The following is a 23,139-nucleotide window of genomic DNA, read 5'->3' as shown; positions in this document are numbered from 1 at the left end:
GAAGTCGGCTGCGTTGTCGAGGAATCCGCCCCGCCGCAAGCTGGTCGCGGCCGGGTCCCAGCCCCGGTCGGAGGGGAAGTCGCCGGTGGCGTCGGTGCCGTTCTCCAGCAACTGCCAGAGCTCTTCGGGCGAGTTCGCCCCACCCGGGAATCGGCACGCCATCCCGACGATCACGATCGGGTCGGTGGTCTCGGCCGAGGCGGCCGGGCCGTCCTGCGTCTCGAGGCCGCCGAGCAGTTCGGCGGTCAGGTGGGCGGCGAGTTCGCGGGCGGTCGGGTGGTCGAAGGCCAGGGTGGCCGGCAGATCTGGACCAAAGGACGGGGTGAGCTGGTCTCGTAGGTCGACTGCGGTCAGGGAATCCAAGCCGTGGTCGCGGAAGGGCACGTCGGGATCGACCGAGGCGGCACCGGAGTGTCCGAGCACCAGGGCAACCCGCTCCAGCACCTCCGCCAGCACCTCCGCCTCCCGCTCGGCCCTCGGCAGACCACGCAGGTGTTCGCCGAGGTCGGATTCGCGGGTCTTCGAGCGGGCTGCCTCGGCGGCGGCCTTCCGGGCTGGGGGCAGATCGTTCAGCTGGGTGGTGGCGCGGCCGGCGAACAAGCTGGGCGCAACCGTGGTCCAGTCGATATCTGCGATCAAGGGCTCGGGTTCGCCGCCTCCGAGGACTCGCGCCAGTGCCCGTAGCGCCGGAGCTGAACTCATGGGAGGAAGTCCGTTCAGCCGCTGATGCCTGGCCTCGGATGCGGCGCCGGACTCGAAGGCCGCCAGGGAGACCGACACCGCCACCCGGTCCGGGCCCGTCATCTGCTGTACAAGCGCATCCCAGGCTCCGTAGCTCGCGGCATCCAGCGCCCGGCCGGTCAGGCCCCAACTTGCCGGCAACCCCGACAACACGGCCACCAGCTTCGGCTCGTGACCGGCCAAGGCTGCCTCGAACGCCGCCACCTCGGCCAACTCCTGTTCCACCTGCTCCGGCAAGAGCTCACCCAAGGCCCCGGGAGCGCCCGGTGCCACCGTGTGCAGCACCGCCTTGGGAGCGAACTCCGCCATCACCTGGCCCAGATCGGCGAAGGGCCGGCGGATCAGGCCCTCGGCCGGGGCAGCTCCAACCGGGCCTGCCTCACCCACGGGGCCTGCCTCACCCACGGGGCCTGCCTCACTCACCAGGCCTGCCGAGCCCACCGAGCCCACCGAGCCCACCGAGCCCGCCTCGCCCACCGAACTCGCCGAACCCACGGAGCTCACCGGACCTTCCTGGCTCACCGAGCGCGTCGGAACGGCCGGGTCCGTCAGGTCGCCCGGACCGGTCACCACCACCCGCTCCGCCCCCGACTCCAGCAACCACCGCACCAGCGGCCCAGCCACATCAGCGGCGTCCCCGCTGACCACGACCGTGCCTTCCGGCCGCCAAACGTCCCGGGCAGAAGCGGCGGTCCGGACCAGACGGCGTCCGAGCACCTTGCCCGCCCGGATCGCCGTCTGTTCCTCTCCCGCCCGCCCCTGTGCGAGCAGGCTCTGCAGCCGGGCGCGCCCGGCATCATCCAGTTCGGCAGGCAGGTCGATCAGCCCACCCCAGCGACCGGTCTGCTCTCGCGCCGCTACCCGCCCGAGGCCCCACACCGCGGCCCCGGCTCGCGACCCGGCCGGATCGGAAACCCCCGCGACGACCGCCTCCCGGGTCAGGCACCACAGTGGCGCGTCCAGGCCCGCGTCATCCATGGCCCGAAGCAGGGTCAGCAACGTGCCTGGGTCGGCAGCGCGCGGCAGCAACAGCACACCAACCGCGTCAGCGTGATCCCCCATCTGCTCGGTCAACGAGCCGAGTTCAACTCGCACCGCACCCGCCGGAACGGGAACGTCCGCATCACCGTCACGGCCGACAACAAGCCACTTACCCGCGGGAGTCGCCATCGTTGGCGTGGGCAGAGCGCTCCACCGCCAGGCATGGCACCACTCCTGCGCCGCCTGCACCTGGTCACGCTCGCGGCGCCAACTGCTCAGCGCCGGCAGCACGTCCTGCAAGGCCTCGGCGGGCAACCCGACCAGCTCGGCGACGGCTGGGGCGTCGGTCTGCTCCACCGCGTCCCAGAAGGCCGCATCGCGCGGATCGGCCTTGGCGGCAGCAGGCTCCGGCCAGTACCGCCGGTGCTGGAACGGGTAGGTGGGCAGCTGTCCCCAGTCCGCGGTGATGCCCGGGTAGAAGCTGCTCCACCGCACCGGGACCCCGGCCGTCCACAGGTTGGCGACGCCGGTCAGGACCGCCTCGACCTCGCCCACCTCGCGTCGCAGCAACGGCGTGACCAGGGACCGGCGGCCCGAAGAGCTCTCGTCCTCGATGACCAGTCGGGTGGAAGCAGCCAGCGCTCCCCCGGGCCCGACCTCCACGAACCAGGTGGCTCCCTGTTCGCGCAGCGTCCGGACCGCATCGGCGAAGCGGACCGTCTGCCGGGCGTGCCGCACCCAGTAGGCCGGATCGCAGATCTCATCCGTGATCCGTGATCCGGTGACCGTGGAGACCAGGTTTAGTTCCGGCGTCCTCAAATCCAGTTCGGCCACCACAGCGTGAAGTTCGTCCAGCACCGGATCGATCAGCGGCGAATGGAAGGCGTGGCTGACCGACAGCCAGGTCGCCCGGTACTGCGGCGCCGCCCAGGCCAGCGCCAGAGGTTCCAGATCTTCGCGCGGCCCGGCCAGAACCACCGACCGTGGCCCGTTCACCGCTGCTAGGCCCACCTCGGGCCGGTCAGCCAGTTCGTCCAGTGCCTCCTGCTCGCTCACCCGCACCGAAAGCATCGCTCCGCCTGAGGGAAGCGCCTGCATGAGGCGGCCACGGGCTGCCACCAGACGGCAGGCGTCTTCCAGCGAGAACACCCCGGCCACGTGAGCGGCCGCGATCTCCCCCACCGAGTGCCCGGCAACCGTGTCCGGGCGCACACCCCACGACTCGAGCAGCCGGAAAAGCGCCACCTCGAAGGCGAACAGCGCAGGCTGAGCCCACTCGGTGCGTTCCAGAACCACCGCATCCTCGCCCAGCACCACCTCGCGCAGCTCAGGGTCGAACTGGGCGAGCACCTCGTCCCAAGCCATGGCGAACGCAGGAAAGGCTTCGGCCAGCTCACGGCCCATGCCGGGGCGCTGGCCGCCTTGCCCGCCGAAGAGGTAGGCCAGGCGGCCGTTCTCCGCGGCACCGGCGCGGGCGACCTCGAGAACACCGTCCGGCCCGGCCAGCAGCACCGCGCGCTGGGGCAGCACCGCCCGCCGGGCCAGTCCCGCGCCCGTCTCGGCCACCAACTGCGGCGAACTGGTCAGCCGCTCGATCTGTTCGGCCAGCGCGGCTTCCGACCGGGCCGAGACCACCCAGGGCAACGTCCCGCTCAACGGGCCGCTGTCCACGGTCGTTGCGGGAGAGTCGTCCTCAATCTGCTCAAGAATGACGTGCGCATTGGTGCCACTGACCCCGAACGCGGAAACGCCGGCTCGTCGCGGTTTTTGATCCGATGCCCAGTCCTGCGCCTCGGTCAGCAACCGGACTGCACCCCTCGTCCAGTCCACGTGTGGTGTGGGCTGATCGACGTGCACGGTCGCCGGAAGCATGCCGTGCCGCATGGCCAGCACCATTTTCATCACCCCGGCGGCCCCGGCCGCAGCCTGGGTGTGCCCCAGGTTGGACTTCACCGAGCCCAGCCAGAGCGGACGTTCCGGCGCCCGGTCCTGCCCGTAGGTGGTCAGCAGGGCGCGGGCCTCGATCGGGTCGCCGAGTTCGGTCCCCGTGCCGTGCGCCTCGACCACGTCCACATCGCCCGGTGTGAGCCCGGCGCTGGCCAGGGCCTGGCGGATCACCCGCTCCTGCGACGGGCCGTTCGGTGCGGTCAGACCGTTGGAGGCACCGTCCTGGTTGACCGCCGAGCCCTTGACGACGGCCAGCACCGGGTGGCCGAGCCGACGAGCGTCCGAAAGCCGCTCCAGTACGAGCATTCCCGAACCCTCCGACCAGGACGTTCCGTCGGCCCCGGCCGCGAAGGACTTGCAGCGGCCGTCGGCTGCCAGTCCGCCCTGGGCGCTGAACTCGACGAACGAGTCCGGGCTGGACATCACCGAAACGCCGCCGGCCAGGGCCAGGGAGCACTCACCCGAGCGCAGCGCCTGGGCGGCCAGGTGCATGGCCACCAGTGTGGCCGAGCAGGCGGTGTCCACCGTGATGGCCGGGCCGGTCAGCCCCAGGGAGTAGGCCAGCCGGCCCGAGAGCACGCTGGCCGTGGTGCCGGTGGCGGCATGACCACGGACGTCCTCGGTGCCCGAGCGCAGCAGACCGCCGTAGTCCTGGCCGTTGGTGCCGACGAACACCCCGGCCTGGTCCCCCCGCAACGCCAGGGGGTCGATCCCGGCGCGTTCCAGAGCCTCCCAGGCGGTTTCCAGCACCAGGCGCTGCTGCGGGTCCATGGCCAGGGCCTCGCGCGGTGAGATGCCGAAGAACTCAGCGTCGAAACCGGCCACGTCGTCGAGGAATCCGCCCTCGCGGGTGACCGACAACCCATCAGCCAGGGCGTCCAGGTCCCATCCCCGGTCGGCCGGGAAGGCCGAGATCGCGTCCTGCTTCTCGACCAGCAACTGCCACAGCTGATCCGGGCCGGTGATGCCGCCCGGGAACCGGCAGCCCATGCCGACGATCACCACCGGGTCGTCGTCCACCGGGCGGACTGCGGTCGGCGTCGCCGTCTGGTCGGCGCCGGTCAGCGTGCCCTTCAGCATCCGAGCCAGGTCACGCGGAGTCGGGTAGTCGAAGATCAGCGTAGCGGGCAGGCTCAGACCGGTGGCCGCGGACAACGCGTTCCCCAGCTCCAGTGCGGTCAGAGAGGTGAATCCCAGCTCGGCAAAGGGACGATCGGCGGAGACCGGCTCGGTGTCGTCGTGCCCGAGTACGGCGGCGGCCTGGGTGCGCACCAGATCCAGCAGGTGCTCAGCGCGTCCGGAAACCGGGACGGGATCGGCCGCTGCGGTCACCGTACGGTGAGGCGGGGCGATCTCAATAAGAGACGGGTTCGGCCGGGAAGCGCTGTAGGCAGCGGCAAATCGCGGTTCGTCCAGATCGGCGACGACGACCGTGGGCTGGCCGCTGCTGATTGCTTCCCCCAGCGCGGCCACTGCGGCGGCCGGGGCCAACGGACGCAGACCACCACGCCGCAGCCGGTCGCCGACGCCCTCACCGGCGGCCATCCCGTCGCCGGCCCAGGGACCCCAGGCGATCGACGTGGCGGGCAGACCCAGCCCGTGCCGGTGTTCGGCGAGGGCGTCGAGCATGGCGTTGGCCGCGCTGTAGCTCGCCTGGCCGGCTGAGCCGACCACTCCGGAGGTGGAGGAGAACAGGACGAACGCCTCCAGGTCGGCCGAGCCCGTGAGCTCGTGCAGCAGCCAGGCCGACGTGACCTTGGCCCGCAGCACCGTCTCTAGCCGTTCCGGAGTGAGACCGTGCAACACACCGTCGTCCAGCACCCCGGCCGCGTGAATCACCGCCTGTAGGGGCCCGGTCCGTTCCAGCAGGGCCGTGAGCGCCTCCCGGTCGGACACGTCGCAGGCCACGATCTCGACCGCCGTGCCCAGCTCCTGCGCCAGTTCCTCAGCCCCGGGGGCAGCGAGCCCCCGTCGCCCGGCGAGAACGACCCGCGCCGCGCCCAGACCGGTCAACCAGCGGGCCACCTCCTTGCCCAGGGCTCCGGTGCCACCGGTGACGAGCACGGTCCCGTTCGGCCGGAAGTCCCGACCGGAACGCGTCTGCGGCGAGCGCACCAGCCGACGGACGAACACCCCCGCCCGCCGCACCGCGATCTGGTCTTCGTCCCCGCCCAGCGCGAGGGCTTCCGAAAGCCTTTTCAGGACGGTGGGGTCGAGTTCGGTGGGTAGGTCGAGCAGTCCGCCCCAGGCCGTGGGCCGTTCGAGGGCGATGGTGCGGCCGAGGCCCCACACACCCGCCTGAATCGGGGACGACGGGGGTTGCGCGGTGCCGGTGCTGACCGCCCCTCGGGTCAGGCACCACACCGGCGCGCCGAGACCAGCGTCACCGAGGGCCTGCACCAGCGCGAGGGTGGCGAGCAGACCCTCCGACGTGTCGCTGAGGGCCAGGAAAGACACGATCTGGCCGGGAGAAGCGGCCGAGCGCAACTGCTCGGCCAGCGCCGCCCGGTCGATCTGGGCAACGGGCAGGACCGTCACGTCACCGAGCGCTGCGAGCACCGCGCCGATCCAGGGATCGTCCTGAAGAGCAGCCGGGACCAGTGCCAGCCGACGGCCTGAGGACGCCGGAACGTCGCCGTTCACGGCCGGATGCCAGCGCACCTGGTAGCGCCCGGCCGCGGTGGGCGCACCGGCCGCGGTCTTGGGCCAGTAACGGCGCCGCTGAAAGGCATAGGTGGGCAGGTCGATCCGCCGGGCGCCGGTGCCGCGGTAGAACTCGGCCCAGTCCACGGCGAAGCCGCGCACGTGCAGGCCGGCCAGGGCGGTGAGCAGCGCTTCGGTCTCGCTGCGGTCGCGGCGCAGGGTCGGTAGCACCGTCAGGTCGGGGTCCGGCCCGAGCGTCTCGCCGACCATCGGGGTCAGCACCGCGTCTGCCCCGACTTCCAGGAAGCCCTTCACCCCGCTGGCTGCGAGAGTGTGCACCACATCGGCGAAACGAACGGTGCCACGGGCATGCTGCACCCAGTAGCCCGGTGCGCTGAGGGTTTCCAGGGTCGCGATCTGACCGGTGACCCCAGAAACCAGAGGAAGCATCGGCGGACGGTGATCCAGTTCGGCCGCGACCGTGTCGAGCTCGTCGAGCACCGGTTCCATCAGCGGCGAGTGGAAGGCGTGCGAGACCGATAGCCGGCGAGTCCGGCGTCCTTCTACGGAGAAGGCCTGGGCCAGCGACGCAGCCGCACTCGCGTCGCCGGAAACCACCACCGAGCGCGGGCCGTTGACCGCGGCTATCGACAACGATCCTTCCAGTCGGGCCGAGACCTCCGCCTCGGTGGCCTGGATCGCGATCATGGCCCCGCCCTCGGGCAGGGCCTGCATGAGCCGGGCCCGGGCACTGACCAGGCGGCCGGCGTCCTCCAGCGAGAGCACCCCGGCCACGTGCGCCGCCGCGATCTCGCCCACCGAGTGCCCGGCGACCGCGTCCGGCTGCACACCCCACGACTCCAGCAGACGGAAGAGTGCAACCTCGAAGGCGAACAGCGCGGGCTGCGTCCACCCGGTCTGCTCCAGAGCTGCTGCGTCGTCTCCGTGCACCACGTGCCGTAGTCCGGGATCGAGCTGAGCCAGGACCTCGTCCCAGGCCGCGGCGAACACCGGATACGTCTCGGCGAGCTCGCGCCCCATACCGAGCCGCTGTCCTCCTTGGCCCCCGAAGAGGAAGGCCAGGCGGGACGACTTGGCCGTGCCCCGGAGGATGGCCCGATCCGGCGTGCCGGACGCCAGGTGGGTGAGCGCCGACAGCACCTGGTCGCGGTCCGAGGCCAGGATCGCCGCCCGCTCGGTGTGTGCGGTTCGGGTGGCGGCCAGGGAGTAGGCCAGATCCAGAGGTTCGTCCAGCAGGCGGTCCGCGGCGGACACCAGGCGAGCGGCCCCGGCGCGCAGGGCGGACTCGTCCTGCCCCGACAGCAGAATCGGAAGCGTCTGAGGGCCAACCAGTTCGCGCTCGGTGGGCGTTTCGGACGGAGCTTCCTCCAGCACCGTGTGAGCGTTGGTACCGCTGAGCCCGAAGGAGGAGACCGCTGCCCGCATCGGCCGGCCGGTCCGGGGCCACGGCTGCTCAGAAGTGAGCACCTCCACCGCGCCGGCCGACCAGTCCACGTGCGAACTGGGGGTGTCGGCGTGCAGGGTGCGCGGGGCGGTCCGATGACGCATGGCCAGCACCGCCTTGATGACCCCGGCGATGCCGGAGGCCATCTGGGTGTGCCCGATGTTCGACTTGACCGACCCCAGCAACAGAGGACGCTCGCGGTCGCCTCCGTAGGTGGCCAGCAGTGCCCGCGCCTCGATCGGGTCCCCGAGCCGGGTCCCGGTGCCGTGCCCCTCCACCAGGTCGACCTCGGCCGGGGCGAGACCGGCGTTGGCCAGGGCCTGCCGGACCACCCGTTCCTGGGCGGGCCCGCTGGGGGCGGTCAGGCCGTTGGAGGCGCCGTCCTGGTTGATCGCCGATCCCCGGACCAGCGCCAGCACCGGGTGGCCGTTGCGCCGGGCGTCGGACAGCCGCTCGAGCATGACCAGTCCGGCGCCCTCGGCCAGGCTCATCCCGTCGGCGTCGTCGGAGTAGGCCTTGCAGCGCCCGTCCGGGGCCATCGCCCGCTGCCGGCTGAAGCCGACGAAGGCGGCCGGGGTGGACATCACGGCGACGCCTCCGGCCAGGGCCAGGGAGCTCTCGCCGGAGCGCAGCGACTGGCAGGCCAGGTGCAGTGCGACCAGTGAGGACGAGCAGGCGGTGTCCACGCTGAGGGCGGGGCCCTCCAGCCCCAGCAGGTAGGCGATCCGCCCGGAAGCGATGCTCGGGATGGCCCCGGTGATCTCGTGACCGTCGGCGCCACCGCCCTCACCGGCGTAGTCCTGGTAGCTGGCGCCGACGAACACCCCGGTGCGGCTGCCCCGCATGCTGCCCGGTTCGATCCCGGCCCGCTCGAAGGTCTCCCAGGCCACTTCCAGCAGCAGGCGTTGCTGCGGGTCCATGGCCAGGGCCTCGCGCGGCGAGATGCCGAAGAAGCCCGCGTCGAAGGCGGCCGCCTCGTGCAGGAAGCCACCATTGACCGAGTAGGTGTGCCCGGGCCGGTCCGGGTCGGGGTCGTACAGCGTCTGGGCGTCCCAGCCCCGGTCGGCCGGAAACGTGGAGATGGCGTCCACCCCGTCGCGGATCAGGTCCCACAGCTGTTCCGGTGAGTCGGCGCCGCCGGGGTAGCGACAGGCCATCGAGACGATCGCGATCGGTTCCTCGGAGTCGGCCTCGGCCCGGATCAAGGCCGAGCCTCCCCCGGCGCCCGGGGTCAGCAGGGTGAGCAGGTGGGCGCTGAGTGCCCCGGCGGTGGGGTGGTCGAAGACCAGGGTGGTGGGCAGGGTCGTGCCGGTCGCCGTGGCCAGTCGGGTGCGCAGGTCCACGGCGGTGAGGGAGTCGAAACCGATGTCGCGGAAGGCCTTGGTGGGTGGGACCGCCTCGGGACCGGAGTGGCCGAGCACGCTGGCCGCCTGCGCGCGCACCAGGTCCAGGACGAGCCGCTCGCGCTCGCGTTCGGGCACCTGTCGCAACCTGGTCGCGAACTCGCCCTCGACCTGGGCCGGCGCCTCCTGCGCAGCCGTGGTCAGCAGGCGCACCGCTGGTAGCTCGCTGAACAGGCGGGTGTCGCGCCCCGAAGTGAAGACCGGGTAATAGCGTTCCCAGTCCACGGCGGCCACCGTCAGCGCCACCTCGTCGTCGGTGAGCGCCCGCCGCAGCGCCGCAAGGGCCTGGGCCGCGGGCATGAAGTCCAGCCCGCTGCGCCGGATCTGCTCCGGATCCACCCGGCCCAGCGCCCGGTCGTCGGACCAGATGCCCCAGGCCACCGCGGTCGCCGGCAGCCCCTGGCCGCGACGCTGTTCGGCGAGCGCGGTCAGGTAGGCGTTACCGGCCGCGTAGGCCCCGTGAGCGCCGCTGCCCCACATGCCGACCGTCGAGGAGTAGAGCACGAACCGGTCCAGGATCTCCGGGTCGAGCAGATCGGCCAGGTGCCGGGCGCCGTCGACCTTGGCCGCCAGCACCGCGGCGAACTCTTCGGGGGTGGTCTCGGCCAGCGGGCGCAGTTCGATCTGGGCGGCCGCGTGCACGGCGGTGCGCACCGCCCGGCCCTGGCCGGCCAGGTGCTGCAGCAGCTGGGCCACGGCGTCGCGGTCGCTGACGTCGCAGGCGAGCACCTCGGCCCGGGCGCCGGCCCGGGTCAGGTCGGCCACCAGGTCGGCGGCGCCGGGGGCCTGGTCGCCGCGGCGGCTGGTGAGCACGATGTCGGTGGCGCCGAGACCGGCCAGCCAGCGGGCCACGTGCGGGGCGATGGTCCCGGTGCCGCCGGTGATCAGTACCGTGCCTTGGGGTGTCCAGTCGGGCGCCGCGCTGCGGGGTGCCGGCGCCGCCACCAGGCGCCGGGCCAGCAGCCCACCCGGTCGCACAGCCAGCTGGTCCTCGCCCGAGCTCCCACCCAGGGCCGCCGCCAACGAACGCGCGGTTCTGGGGCCCAGATCGGCGGGCAGGTCGATCAGCCCGCCCCAACGCTGAGGATGCTCCAGGGCCGCAGTCCGCCCCAGCCCCAGGATCTGCGCCTGTTCGGGCGCGGTGAGCAGGTCGTTGCGCCCGGTGCTGACCGCGCCCTGGGTGAGACACCACAGCGGCGCGTCCAGGCTCAGATCGCCCAGTGCCTGCACCAGGCCGAGGGTTGCGGCCAGACCGTGCGGCGCGAGTCCCAGCACCGACACCACTGCCCGCAGGTCCAGTGCCTGGTCGGCCAGGGCTTCGGCGACCGCGGCCCGGCCGGTCTGTTCCGGGCCGATCGGCACCGGGCGGACAGTGGCTCCGTGATCGCGCAGCGCGGCTTCGACTGCGTCGGCCACCGCGCAGTCTTCGGCGGAGCGCACCAGCAGCCAGTTCCCTTCGAGGGGGCGCAGGTCCTCGGCGAGCGGACGCCAGACCTCCCGGTAGCGCCACGACTCGGTGAGCGAGCGTTCCCCGGCGGCGCGCCGCCAGCCGGACAGGGCCGGAAGCACCGCGACCAGTGCGTCCGGTTCCACGTCCAGCCCGGCCGTCAGCTCGTCCAGGTCGGCCCGCTCGACTGCGGACCAGAACCGCTCGCTGTCCGGATCGGCTGCCGCAGCATTCTTCTCGACCGGCAGCGCCCAGTAGCTCTCGTGCTGGAAGGCGTAGGTGGGTAGGTCGATGCGCTGCCCGGCCGGCAGCACGGTGTTCCAGTCAACGGGCAGGCCCCGAACCCAGGCCTCGGCCAGAGTGGTCAGCACCCGGGTCTGGTCGTCCTGGTCCCGTCGCAGGGTCCCGAGCACCACGGTCGGCACGTCCACATTCGTCGGGCCGTCCTCCAGGGTCGCCTGGATCCCGACGGTCAGTACCGGGTGCGGGCTGATCTCGACGAAGGCGTGGTGACCGCCGTCCCGCAGCGAGCGCACGGCCGGTTCGAGCTGCACCGGCGAGCGCAGGTTCTGGTACCAGTAACGAGCGTCCAGCTCGGTGCCGTCGAGCCACTGCCCGGTCACGGTGGAGAGCATCGCGATCTCGGTCCGACCCGGCCGGACCCGCGAAAGTGTTCTCTGCAGCGAATCTTCCAGGGCCTCGACCTGGGCCGAGTGCGAGGCGTAGTCCACCGCGATCCGCCGGGCCCGCACCTCCTGCCCGGCCAGCTCGGCCAGCAGTTCGTCCATCGGCTCCACGTCGCCGGAGACCACCACCGACGCCGGGCCGTTGACGGCCGCCACCGAGAGCCGGCCGCCCCAGGCCGTCAGGCGCTCCTGCACCTGAGCCACCGGCAACTGCACCGACGCCATCGCTCCGGCCCCGGCCAGCGTCGCCGCGATGGCCTGACTGCGCCGGGCCACCACCCGGGCCGCGTCGTCCAGGCTCAGGGCCCCGGCCACGCAGGCGGCCGCGATCTCCCCCTGCGAGTGGCCGATCACGGCGTCCGGCTGCACGCCGTGCGAGCGCCACAGCGCCGCCAGCGACACCATCACCGCGAACGAACTGCACTGCACCACGTCCACGCGTTCCAGGGCCGGGGCCTGCGGCGCACCCCGCAGCACGTCCAGCACTGAGAAGTCCACGTACTGGGCCAGGGCGAGCGAACACTCGGCCAGGCGCTCGGCGAACACCGGCGACGCGTCCAGGAGCCGGGCCCCCATCCCGACCCACTGCGCGCCCTGGCCGGGGAAGACGAACACGACCCGGCCCGAGACGTCCGCACTTCCCTCCACGACCCCAGCTGAAGGCGCCGCCTCAGCGACCGCCCGCAACCCCGTCCAAAGCTCTTCCCGGTCTGCGGCGACCACCACGGCCCGGTGCTCGTGGCGAGCCCGCGCCGTGGCCAGCGACCAGGCCAGGTCGCGGCGTTCGACGCCGGGGACGACCGCGGCCAGCCGGCCCGCGTTGGCCCGCACGGCCGGCCGCCCTCGACCCGAGATCAGGAACGGCAGGACGCCCGGTTCTGGCGCCTCGTCCGCCACACCGGTGTCGGCTGGGCTCTGTTCCAGGACGACGTGGGCGTTGGTCCCGCTGATCCCGAACGACGACACCGCAGCCCGCCGCGGGCGACCGGTCACCGGCCAGTCCTGTTCTTCGGTGAGCAGCTGCACCGCTGCGTCGGCCCAGCGCACCCGCGAGGACGGCTCGCTGACGTGCAGGGTGCGGGGCAGCCGGGCGTGCTGCAGCGCCTGGACCATCTTGATCACGCTGGCCACACCGGCGGCCGACTGGGTGTGGCCGATGTTGGACTTGACCGAGCCCACCCGCAGCGGCTGCCGGCGGTCCGGCCCGTAGGCGGCCTGCAGGGCCTGCACCTCGATCGGGTCGCCCAGCGCCGTTCCGGTGCCGTGCGCGTCCACCGCGTCCACCTCGGCAGCGGTGAGTCCGGCGGCGGTCAGGGCATCGCGGATGACCTGTTCCTGGGCCGGGCCGTTGGGTGCGGTCAGGCCGTTGGAGGCTCCGTCCTGGTTGACCGCCGATCCCCGCACCACCGCCAGTACCGGGTGACCGTTGCGCTGGGCGTCGGACAGCCGCTCGACCAGCAGCAGACCGACCCCTTCGGCCAGGGCCATGCCGTCGGCGCCCTCGGCGAAGGCCTTGCACCGGCCGTCGGCGGCCAGGGCCCGCTGCCGGCTGAACGCCACGAACGCGGCCGGGGTCGTCATCACCGTGACCCCGCCGGCCAGGGCCAGCGTGCTCTCCCCGCTGCGCAGCGACTGCACGGCCAGGTGCAGCGCCACCAGCGACGACGAGCAGGCGGTGTCGACCATGACCGCCGGCCCCCGCAGCCCGAGGGCGTAGGACAGACGACCCGCCAGCACACTGGGCAGGGTGCCGGTGACCAGATGACCTTCGGCGCCCTCACCCACCCCGGCGCCGTACTCCTGAGCGCTGGAACCGACGAACACGCCGGTCCGGCTGCCGCGCAGCGCGTCGGGGTCCAGACCGGCCCGTTCCAGAGTCTCCCAGGCGGTCTCCAGCAGCAGACGCTGCTGCGGGTCCATCGCCTGCGCCTCACGGGGCGAGATCCCGAAGAACGCGGCGTCGAACTGGTCGGCCTCGTGCAGGAATCCGCCTTCGAGCGTGTACGTGTGCCCGCTGCGGTCCGGATCCGGGTCGTACAACGCCTCCGGGTCCCAGCCGCGTCCGGCCGGGAAACCCGAGATGGCGTCGCCGCCCTCGAGCACCAGATCCCACAGGTCTTCCGGGGACGCGACGCCGCCGGGCAGGCGGCAGGCCATCCCGACGATGGCGATCGGCTCCTGCGAGGCCGCTGCAGGGCCGGAGGCGATCGGTGACCGGGTCCGGCCGTTGAGCCGCGACTGCAGGAACTGCACCAGGTCGGCCGGGTTCGGGTGGTCGAAGACCAGCGTCGTGGGCAGGTCCAGACCGGTGACCGAGACCAGACGCTGGCGTAGCTCGACCGCGGTGAGCGAGTCGAATCCCATTTCCTGGAACGCTTTCCGCTCCCCCACCGCGGCGCCGGAGCTGTGCCCGAGCACGGCGGCCACCTCACTGCGCACCAGATCCAGCAGTGTGCGGCGGCGTTCGGACTCGCTCATGGCGCTCAGGCGCTCGGCCCATTCACCCGTGGGGGCGCTCTCGGCCGGGGCCTGCAGTTCGCTGAAGAACGCGGATGGCCGTCCGGAGGTGTAGACCGGCAGGAAGCGGTCCCATTCGACGTCCGCGACGACCATCTGCGGCTGTCCGGAGGAGATGGCGCGGCCCAGTTCGGCCACGGCCTCGTCGGGCGGCAGTAGTCCCAGGCCCCGCCGCCGGATCTGCTCGGCGAAGACGTCGTCGGCCGCCAGCCCTTCTCCGCCCCAGGCTCCCCAGGCGATCGAGGTGGCCGGCAGACCGCGGGCGTGACGGTCGGCGGCCAGCGCGTCCAGCGCGGCGTTGGCCGCCACGTACGCGCCTTGCCCAGCTCCGCCCCAGACCCCGGCCACCGATCCGAACAGGACGAAGAACTGAAGGGCCCGGTCGGCCAGCAGCTCGTCGAGATGCCGGGCGCCGTCCACCTTGGCCTGCACGATCTCGGCGAAACGGTCCGGGGACGTCCCGGCCAGCGGCTCGTCGGCCTGCCCCAGCCCGGCGGCATGGATCACCGCATCGACCGGATGCTCGGCCAGAACCGCGGCCAGCGCCTGCCGGTCGCTCAGGTCACAGGCCACCACCTCGACCTGGACACCGTTCCCGCTCAGCTCAGCGGCCAGATCCACGGCACCCGGCGCCTGCGGGCCCCGGCGAGACAGCAGCACCAGTTTCCGGGCCCCGCGGGCGGCCAGCCAGCGCGCCACCTGGCTGCCCAGGGCACCGGTTCCGCCGGTCACCAGCACCGTGCCGGCAACGGTGAAGTCGGACGCGGCCGGAGCCGGGCCGGCCTTGCGCAGCCGGCGGCCCTCGGTCCCCCGCTCGGTGATCCGGAACTGGTCCTCCTCACCGCCGCGATGCAGGGCGGCGACCAGCCGGGTGGCGACGGCCTCGGTCAGCGGACCGTCCAGGTCGATCTGCCCACCCCAGCCACGAGGGCTTTCGAGCGCGGCCACGCGGCCCAGCCCAGCCAGCTGGGCGGCCGTGGGATCGGTGGTCGCCCGCCTGGTCACCAACCACAAGGGGACGTCCTCGGGGCCGGCGACGTGCCGGCTCACCAGATCGAGGGTCGGGGCCACCGGGTCCTCGCCCAGTGCGTGCAGCGAGAGTATCCCGTCGACCGCCTCGGCAACCGATGTGAGCTGGGCTCCGGCGGCCTCAAAAGCGGCCTCCAGAAGCGCCGTTTCCTCCGGCGGCACCTGGTCCGCCCCCAGCACGGCCCAGGTCTTGCCCGTGGCGTCGGTCAGCCCGGCCTCGGGCAGTTCGCTCCACCCGACCTGGTAGCGGCGCGCGTCGCTGACCACGTCACGCTGCCGCCAGGCCGCCAGTGCGTTCAGCATGTCGGTGGCGGCGGCCAGGTCAGGCAGGTCCAGCAGGGCCTGCAGCCGGGCTGCATCACCCTCGTCCACCGCTGCCCACAGCGGACCGTCCTGACCGGAGGCCGGCGCCTGCGGCCAGAAAGTCTGATGCTGAAAGGCATAGGTCGGCAATGCCTCGGCCGGTCGACGGACCGGAACGAGCGCCGTCCAGTCCACCGAGACGCCCCGGGTGTGCAGGCGAGCCAGTGCGGTGAGGGCCGCCGTGGTCTCGTCCCGGTCCTTGCGCAGCAGCGGCACCAGCAGGGCATCGGCGGGCAGGCTGTCCTGCGCCAGGCCGGTCAGCACACCGTCGGGGCCCAGCTCGAGCAGGCCCTGCACGCCGGATTCGGCCAAGGCCCGCACCCCGTCGGCGAATCGGACGGCCTCCCGGACATGACGGACCCAGTAGTCCGCGTCGCCCCACTCGGCCTCGGTGGCCAGTTGTCCGGTGACGTTCGAGATGAGCGGAATCCGGGGCTCATGGAAGGTGAGACCCGCTGCCACGTCGCGAAAAGCATCCACCATCGGTTCCATCAGCGACGAGTGGAACGCATGTGAGACCGAAAGCCGGCGGCGGCGCGGGAACTGGGCCGTGAACTCGAGCACAGCCGATTCGTCGCCGGAAAGCACCACCGAGGACGGCCCGTTGACCGCTGCCAGGCTGACTCCGGTTGGCAGCTCACCCAGCTCACCCTCGCTCACCGGAAGAGCCACCATCGCCCCACCCATGGGCAATGCCTGCATCAACTCGGCGCGCGCTCGCACCAACACGGCCGCATCGGGCAGCGAAAGCACTCCGGCCACGTGCGCCGCCGCGATCTCGCCCACCGAGTGCCCGATCAGGGCCGCCGGCCGCACCCCCCACGACCTGACCAGAGCGAACAGGGCGACCTCGAGGGCGAAGAGCGCGGGCTGGGTGATCCCGGTGCGATCCAGTTGCTCGGCATCCGCCAGCGCCTGGCGATCCAGTCCGACCGCGGTCAGGGCCTCGTCCAGAGCCTGCGTGAAGACGGGGAACTGTTCGTACAGGCCAAGTCCCATGCCCGCGTGTTGAGCACCTTGGCCGCTGAAGGCGAAGGCGATGCGCGGGGCCGGGCCCTCGGTCGGGCCGGTGATCAAATGGGGTGAAGCCTGTCCGGCGATGAGGTTCTGCAGCGCCCCGATCGCCGTGCGGCCTTGGTCGGCCAGGATCACGGCCCGGTGTTCCAGGTCGGCGCGAGTGGTCACCAGCGCATGGGCGATGTCGGTCGGCTGGGCGCCGGTGCGGTCGAGATACGCGGCCAGTCGGGCCGCCTGGGATCGGAGTGCGGGTTCGGTGTGGGCCGAGACCAGCAGAGGGACGATCGGTCCAGGTTCAGTGACGGCCGCCGGCTCGGTGGCGGGCTGGGTGGTCTCGCCAGACCTGGTGGGCCCACCGGCCTCGGCGGACGGAACCGGTGCGCTGGGCGCCTCCAGCACGACATGGGCATTCGTGCCGCTGATCCCGAAGGACGAGACTGCGGCCCGGCGCGGACGGTCGCCCTCGGGCCAGAGTTCCTCCCGGGCCAGCAACTGCACGGCCCCGTCGTTCCAGTCCACCTTGCCCGAGGGCTGCCCGGCGTGCAGGCTGCGCGGCAGCACACCGTACTGCATGGCCAGAACCATCTTGATCACCCCGGCCACCCCGGCCGCGGCCTGGGTGTGCCCAAGGTTCGACTTGACCGACCCCAGCCACAGCGGCCGCTCGGCCGGCCGCTCCTGACCGTAGGTGGCCAGCAGCGCCTGGGCCTCGATCGGGTCTCCGAGGGTAGTGCCGGTGCCGTGCCCGTCCACGGCGTCCACGTCGCTCGGAGTCAGGCCCGCCGCGGTCAGCGCCTGACGGATGACGCGTTGCTGAGAGGGACCGTTGGGCGCGGTCAGGCCGTTGGAGGCGCCGTCCTGGTTCACCGCCGATCCGCGCAGGACGGCCAGCACCTCGTGACCGTTGCGCTCGGCGTCCGAAAGCCGCTCCAGCACGAGCATGCCCACACCCTCGGACCAGCCCACGCCGTCCGCGTCGTCGGCGAACGACCGGCAGCGCCCGTCCGGGGACAGCCCGCGCTGCCGCGAGAACTCCACGAAAGCGCCGGGGGTGGCCATCACCGTCACCCCGCCCGCCAGGGCGAGCGAGCACTCGCCGGTGCGCAGCGCCTGGGCGGCCAGGTGCAGGGCGACCAGGGACGAGGAACAGGCGGTGTCCACCGTGACGGCCGGGCCCTCCAGACCCAGCGCATACGAGATCCGCCCCGACGCGACACTCCCGGCGCTTCCGGTTCCCCGGTAGCCCTCGAACTCCGCGCCCGTCAACAGGTTCGCGTAGTCGCTGTACATGACTCCGGCGAACACCCCGGTCCGGCTGCCCCGCAACGCCGCCGGATTCACGCCGGCGCGTTCCAGCGCCTCCCAGGACGTCTCCAGCAGCAACCGTTGCTGCGCGTCCGTGGCGAATGCCTCACGCGGGCTGAGCCCGAAGAACTCCGCATCGAAACCACCCGCATCGGAGAGGAAACCACCGTGACGGGTGTAGGACGTCCCTGATTGGTCGGGATCCGGATGGTAGAGCGCGGCCAGGTCCCAGCCTCGGTCGGCCGGGAACGGACCGATCCCCTCCCGCCCGTCGCGCAGCAGCTGCCACAGGTCCTCGGGCGACTGCACCCCACCTGGGTACCGGCAGGCCATGCCCACCAGCACCACCGGATCCTCCGGCGAATCGGTCTTCGCCGCGGTGGAAATCACTTCCGGGTGTTCGTCCAGCAGTTCGGCAAGAAGGAAATCGGCCAGGCCGGTGGGCGTCGGGTAGTCGAAGACGACGGTGACCGGCAGCTTCAGGCCGGTGGTGGTGCCCAGCCGGTTGCGCAGCTCGACCGCGGTCAGAGAGTCGAAGCCCAGGTCACGGAACTCGCGGCGCGGATCGACCCCGGCCGACGAGGCGTGCCCGAGCACGGTGACCACCTCGGCCCTTACCAGCTCGACCAGGTACGACTGCCGGTCCGCGGCCTCGATCCGGGCCAGCTTGCGGGCGAGCGAGCCGTCGCCTCCGCGAGCTGAGGAGGCCGGCGCGCGGCGGGTGGAGCGGACCAGTGCGCGCAGGGCGGCAGGCACGGCGCCGGAGCTGCGGAAGGCGGCCAGATCCAGCCGCGCCGCGGTGATCGCGGCGGCCTGCCCACGCAGTGCCGCGTCGAGCAGGGCCAGCCCTTGGGCCTCACTGAGGGCCGGAGTTCCCGCCCGCGCCAGACGTTCTCGGTCTGTCATGGTCAGGGTTCCGGCCATCCCTGCGTCCGCGGCCCACGGGCCCCAGGCGAGAGTCAGGGCCGGAAGTCCGTTGGCTCTGCGGTGCTGGGCGAGGGCGTCGAGGAAGGCGTTGGCGGCCGAGTAGCCGGCCTGGCCGGGTGCTCCGAGCACCCCGGCCAGCGACCCGAAGAGCACGAACGCCTGCAGGTTCAGGTCACGGGTCAGCTCGTGCAGGTTCCAGGCCCCGTCGACCTTGGGACGCAGCACCGCGGCCAGCCGCTCGGGGTTCTGGCCGGTCAGGACCCCGTCGTCGAGAACGCCTGCGGTGTGGACCACAGCGGTCAGCGGGTGTTGCGGTGGAACAGTTTTCAGGACAGCGGCCAGCTGGGCGCGGTCGGCGACGTCGCAGGGGACGATGGACACCTCGGCACCCAGCGCCGAAAGCTCTTCGCGCAGTGCTTCGGCCCTGGGGGCCTGGGCGCCGCGTCGGCTGGTCAGCAGCAGGCGGCGCACACCGTGAGCGGTCACCAGGTGCCGGGCCGTCAGTGCGCCCAGGCCGCCGGTGCCGCCGGTGATCAGCACGGTTCCCTCGGTGGGCCAGGCCGGCACCTGGTCGGTCAGGACCGCTCCCGCCGCCTGATCTGCCTGGCCTGCCTGGCCTGCCTGGCCCGCCTGGCCCGCCTGACCCGCCTGACCCGCCTGACCCGCCTGACCCGCCTGACCCGCCTGACCCGCCTGGGCATCCTGATCCCGCGAGGCGGTGAGCCGCACCAGCCGGGGAGCCAGCAGCGCACCCGACCGGACCGCCACCTGCGGTTCGTCACTGGCCAGCACAGCGGCCCACGGCACCTCGGTACCCGGCACCGCATCCACCAGCACGATCCGGCCGGGATGCTCAGCCTGGGCGGTACGTACCAGACCGGCCACCGCGGCACCCGCCAGGTCCCGCACCGCCTCCTCACCCGAGACCGCCACCGCGCCCCTGGTGAGCACGGCCAACCGGGCATCATCAGGCTGTTCGCCCGCCAGCCAGTCCTGCAGACCGGCCAGCACCTGGGCGCCCGCGGCGTGGACCGAGGCAACCACATCGTCACCCGGCCCGGCCGTGGTGATCACGTGCAGAGTGTCCGACTCCGGCACAGACCCGTTCTGCGGCAGCGTGACCCAACTGGTCTCGAACAGGGCATCCCGCACGACCGGGTCCTGCCCAGCCGTCAGCGCAGACGCCTCCCGCAGCACCAGCCCTTCGACCGTCAGCACCGGGTTCCCGGCGACGTCGAGGGCCAGCAGATCAATACTGTCCGGGCCGGTGCGCCTCAGCCGGACCTGTAGCTCCCGAGCACCCGCGGACCAGAGCACCACGTTGCTCCAGGAAAAGGGCAGGCGTCCGCCCGGAACGGGCTCCAGCCCGGCCCACGGGGTGGCTTGCAGAGCAGCGTCGAGCAGCGCCGGGTGCACTCCGTAGGCGCTGGCACCGGTCAACTGGGCCGGCAGCTCGACCTGCGCGAAGACCTCACCTTCGCCGACCCACACCGCTCGCAGCCCGGTGAAGGCCTCGCCGTAGGTGACGCCCAGCCCGGCCAACTGCTGCTCGATCTCGCCGGGGTCCACGGACCGGGCCTGCGGCGGTGGCCAGGTAGCCTCGGCATCGGGCGCCGGGCCACTGTCCGACAGCAGAGCGCCGGTCGCGTGGCGGGTCCAGGGCACGTCCTCGCCCTCGGCCGGGCGGGACCAGATGTCCAGCCCACGACGGCCGGACCCGTCCGGCGGGCCTACGGACACCTGTAGGGCCAGGGCGTCCTGCTCGGGGAACACCAAGGGCTCGAGCACGGTCAGCTCGGACACCTGACGGCAGCCGGTCTGGTCGCCGGCCCGGACCGCCAGTTCGAGGAAGGCAGTCGCCGGCAGGACCGCGGTTCCGGCGATCCGGTGCTCGGCCAGCCACGGGTGGCTGCTCAGGCCGACGCGGCCGACCAGCAGCACGCCGTCGGAGTCGGCCAGCCGCACGGCCGCTCCGACCAGGGGGTGGTCGGCATCGGTCAGGCCCAGCCCGCGGGCGTCCGCGTTCCACCCGGCCAGCGGCCAGAAGCGTTCCCGCTGGAAGGCATAGGTGGGCAAGGCGGTCGGGCGGGCGGGCGGCAGGACCTGGTCCCAGTCCAGCTCGACACCGTTCACGTGCAGGTGGGCCAGGGCCTGCAGCGCGGCCTCCGGTTCGTCCTGCCCCGAGCGCAGCAGTGCGACGGCCGGGGCCTCGGGCCAGGTCTCCTGCACCATGGCGGTGGCGATCCCGTCCGGGCCGAACTCCAGGAACGTCCCTTCGCCACCTTGGACGGCCTGGGTGACGGCATCGGCGAAACGCACCGGGGCAACGACGTGTCGCGCCCAGTGGTCCGGGTCGCTCAGGTCGGCGTCGGCCTGCACCGAGGACTCGACCCGAAAGTGCGGTTCGGCGAAGGTGAGTTCGCCGAGAAGGTGCGTGAACTCGTCCATCATCGGCGCCATCAGAGGCGAATGGAACGCGTGCGAGACCCGCAGACGGCGGGTGCGCGCGAACTGGCTCGCAATCCGCAGCACCTCGGCCTCGGCACCGGAGAGCACGACGGACTGCGGGCCGTTGACGGCAGCCACCGACACACGGTCGGCGACCGGCGCGATCAGGGGCGCCACCTCGTCCTCAGTTGCCTGTACCGCCACCATCGCGCCGCCCACGGGCAGCGCCTGCATCAGGCGGGCCCGGGCGGACACCAGGCGGCAGGCATCGGCCAGTGACAGGACACCGGCCACGTGGGCCGCCGCGATCTCCCCGACCGAGTGCCCCACCAGCACGTCCGGTCGCAGCCCCCACGACTCGGCGAGACGGAACGCGGCCACCTGCAATGCGAACAGCACCGGCTGGGCGTCGCCGGTCCGGGCGAGGTCACCGTCGGCGAGCTCCTGCAGGGGCAGGCCCATCTGCTGTTCGATCTCGTCCCAGGCCTGGGCGAAGACCGGGAATCGCCGGTACAGCCCGGCGCCCATGCCCGGCCGCTGCCCGCCCTGGCCGGAGAACACCGCGACCAGGGCCTGCTCGCGCGCGCGGCCCTGTACCAGACCGGGGGTCGAGTCGCCCGAGGCCAGGGCGGCCAGGCCGGCGGCCAGCTCGGCCGGCTCGGTAGCCGTCACCGCCGCCCGGAACTCGAACGAGGTCCGGGACGTGGCGGCGGCCCGCGCCACGGCGGCGACCGTGACGTCCTCGCCCACGACGTGGCTGGCCCAGCGCGCGGCCTGTGCCCGTAGCGCCTGTGGCGACCGGGCCGCGACGAGTACCGGAAGCGGCTGTCCAGTGCGGGCTTCCGGGAGTGCAGCCGGGGTTCGCGCAGGGGCTTCCTCGATCACGACGTGGGCGTTGGTGCCCGAGATGCCGAACGAGGAGATGCCGGCCCGACGCGGCTGCTCGGACCGCTCCCAGGGCACCGGCCGGTGGAGCAGCCGGACGTTGCCGGCGTTCCAGTCCACGTGGCTGGAGGGGGTCTGCGAGTGCAGGCTCGCGGGCAGTTCGCCGTGCTGCAGAGCCATGATCATCTTGATCACACCGGCCACGCCGGCCGCGGCCTGGGTGTGACCGATGTTCGACTTCACCGAGCCCAGCCACAGCGGACGTTCCTCGGGCCGGTCCGCGCCGTAGGTGGCCAGCAGGGCCTGGGCCTCGATCGGGTCACCCAGAGTGGTTCCGGTGCCGTGACCTTCGACCGCGTCGACGTCGGCCGGGGTCAGCCCGCTGTCGGCCAGGGCAGCCCGGATGACCTGTCGCTGCGACGGGCCGTTAGGGGCGGTCAGGCCGTTGGACGCGCCGTCCTGGTTGACCGCAGTGCCGCGCAGCACGGCCAGCACCGGGTGGCCGTTGCGTTCGGCGTCGGAAAGCCGTTCCAGCAGAAGCACACCGACGCCCTCGGCCCAGCCCACGCCGGCCGCGTCGTCGGAGTAGGAGCGGCAGCGCCCGTCCGGGGCCAGTCCCCCGGTGCGGCCGAAGTGCACGAAGCCGGCCGGCGTGGACATCACCGTCACGCCCCCGGCCAGGGCCAGTGAGGTCTCCCCGGCGCGCAGGGAGCGGGCCGCCAGGTGCAGCGCCACCAGCGAGGAGGAGCAGGCCGTGTCCACGGTGACGGCCGGGCCCTCCAGCCCCAGCAGGTAGGACAGCCGCCCGGTGAGGATGCTGTTGGAGGTGCCGGTTAGGCCGAAGGCGTCGAAGTCGACCGGCAGGATGTCGCCGTAGTCGGGTGACATGGCGCCCATGAAGACGCCGGTACGACTGCCGCGCAGGGTCCGCGGGTCGAGGCCGGCCCGTTCGACCGCCTCCCACGTGGTTTCCAGCAGCAGCCGCTGCTGCGGGTCCATGCCCAGCGCCTCACGGGGCGAGACACCGAAGAACGACGCGTCGAAATCGGCGGCCTCGGCCAGGAATCCACCGCGGTCGCAGCCGGCCAGGCGCAGTCGGGCCGGGTCCCAGCCCCGGTCGGGCGGGACCGGGCCGATCGCGTCCACTCCGCCGGAGACCAACTGCCACAGGTCCTCGGGGCTGCGCACCCCGCCCGGGTAGTGGCAGCTCATCCCGATCACCGCCAGCGGCTCCCGGGTGCTCTCCTCCAGTTCCCGGACCCGGGTGCGGCTGCGGCGCAGGTCGACGGTCGCGCGCCGGAGGTAGTCGCGGAGTTTGGCCTCGTTGTCGTCCAC

1 protein-coding gene (running past one end of the window) is annotated in these 23,139 nt (G+C 72.6%); it reads right to left on the bottom strand.

Annotated elements, in window-relative coordinates; genetic code table 11:
* A protein-coding gene (locus LWF15_RS11795) for a type I polyketide synthase (RefSeq protein WP_332879894.1) crosses the window boundary here: on the bottom strand, positions 1 to 23,139 show its 5' portion. 4,458 nt of this gene lie to the left of the window's left edge; the window shows 23,139 of its 27,597 coding nt (coding positions 1–23,139); it begins with the start codon at positions 23,137 to 23,139; the stop codon falls past the left edge of the window.

Origin of the sequence: Kineosporia rhizophila, assembly GCF_021277265.1 — a bacterium.
Lineage (GTDB): Bacteria > Actinomycetota > Actinomycetes > Actinomycetales > Kineosporiaceae > Kineosporia > Kineosporia rhizophila.
This window is presented reverse-complemented; position numbering and strand designations above follow the sequence as displayed.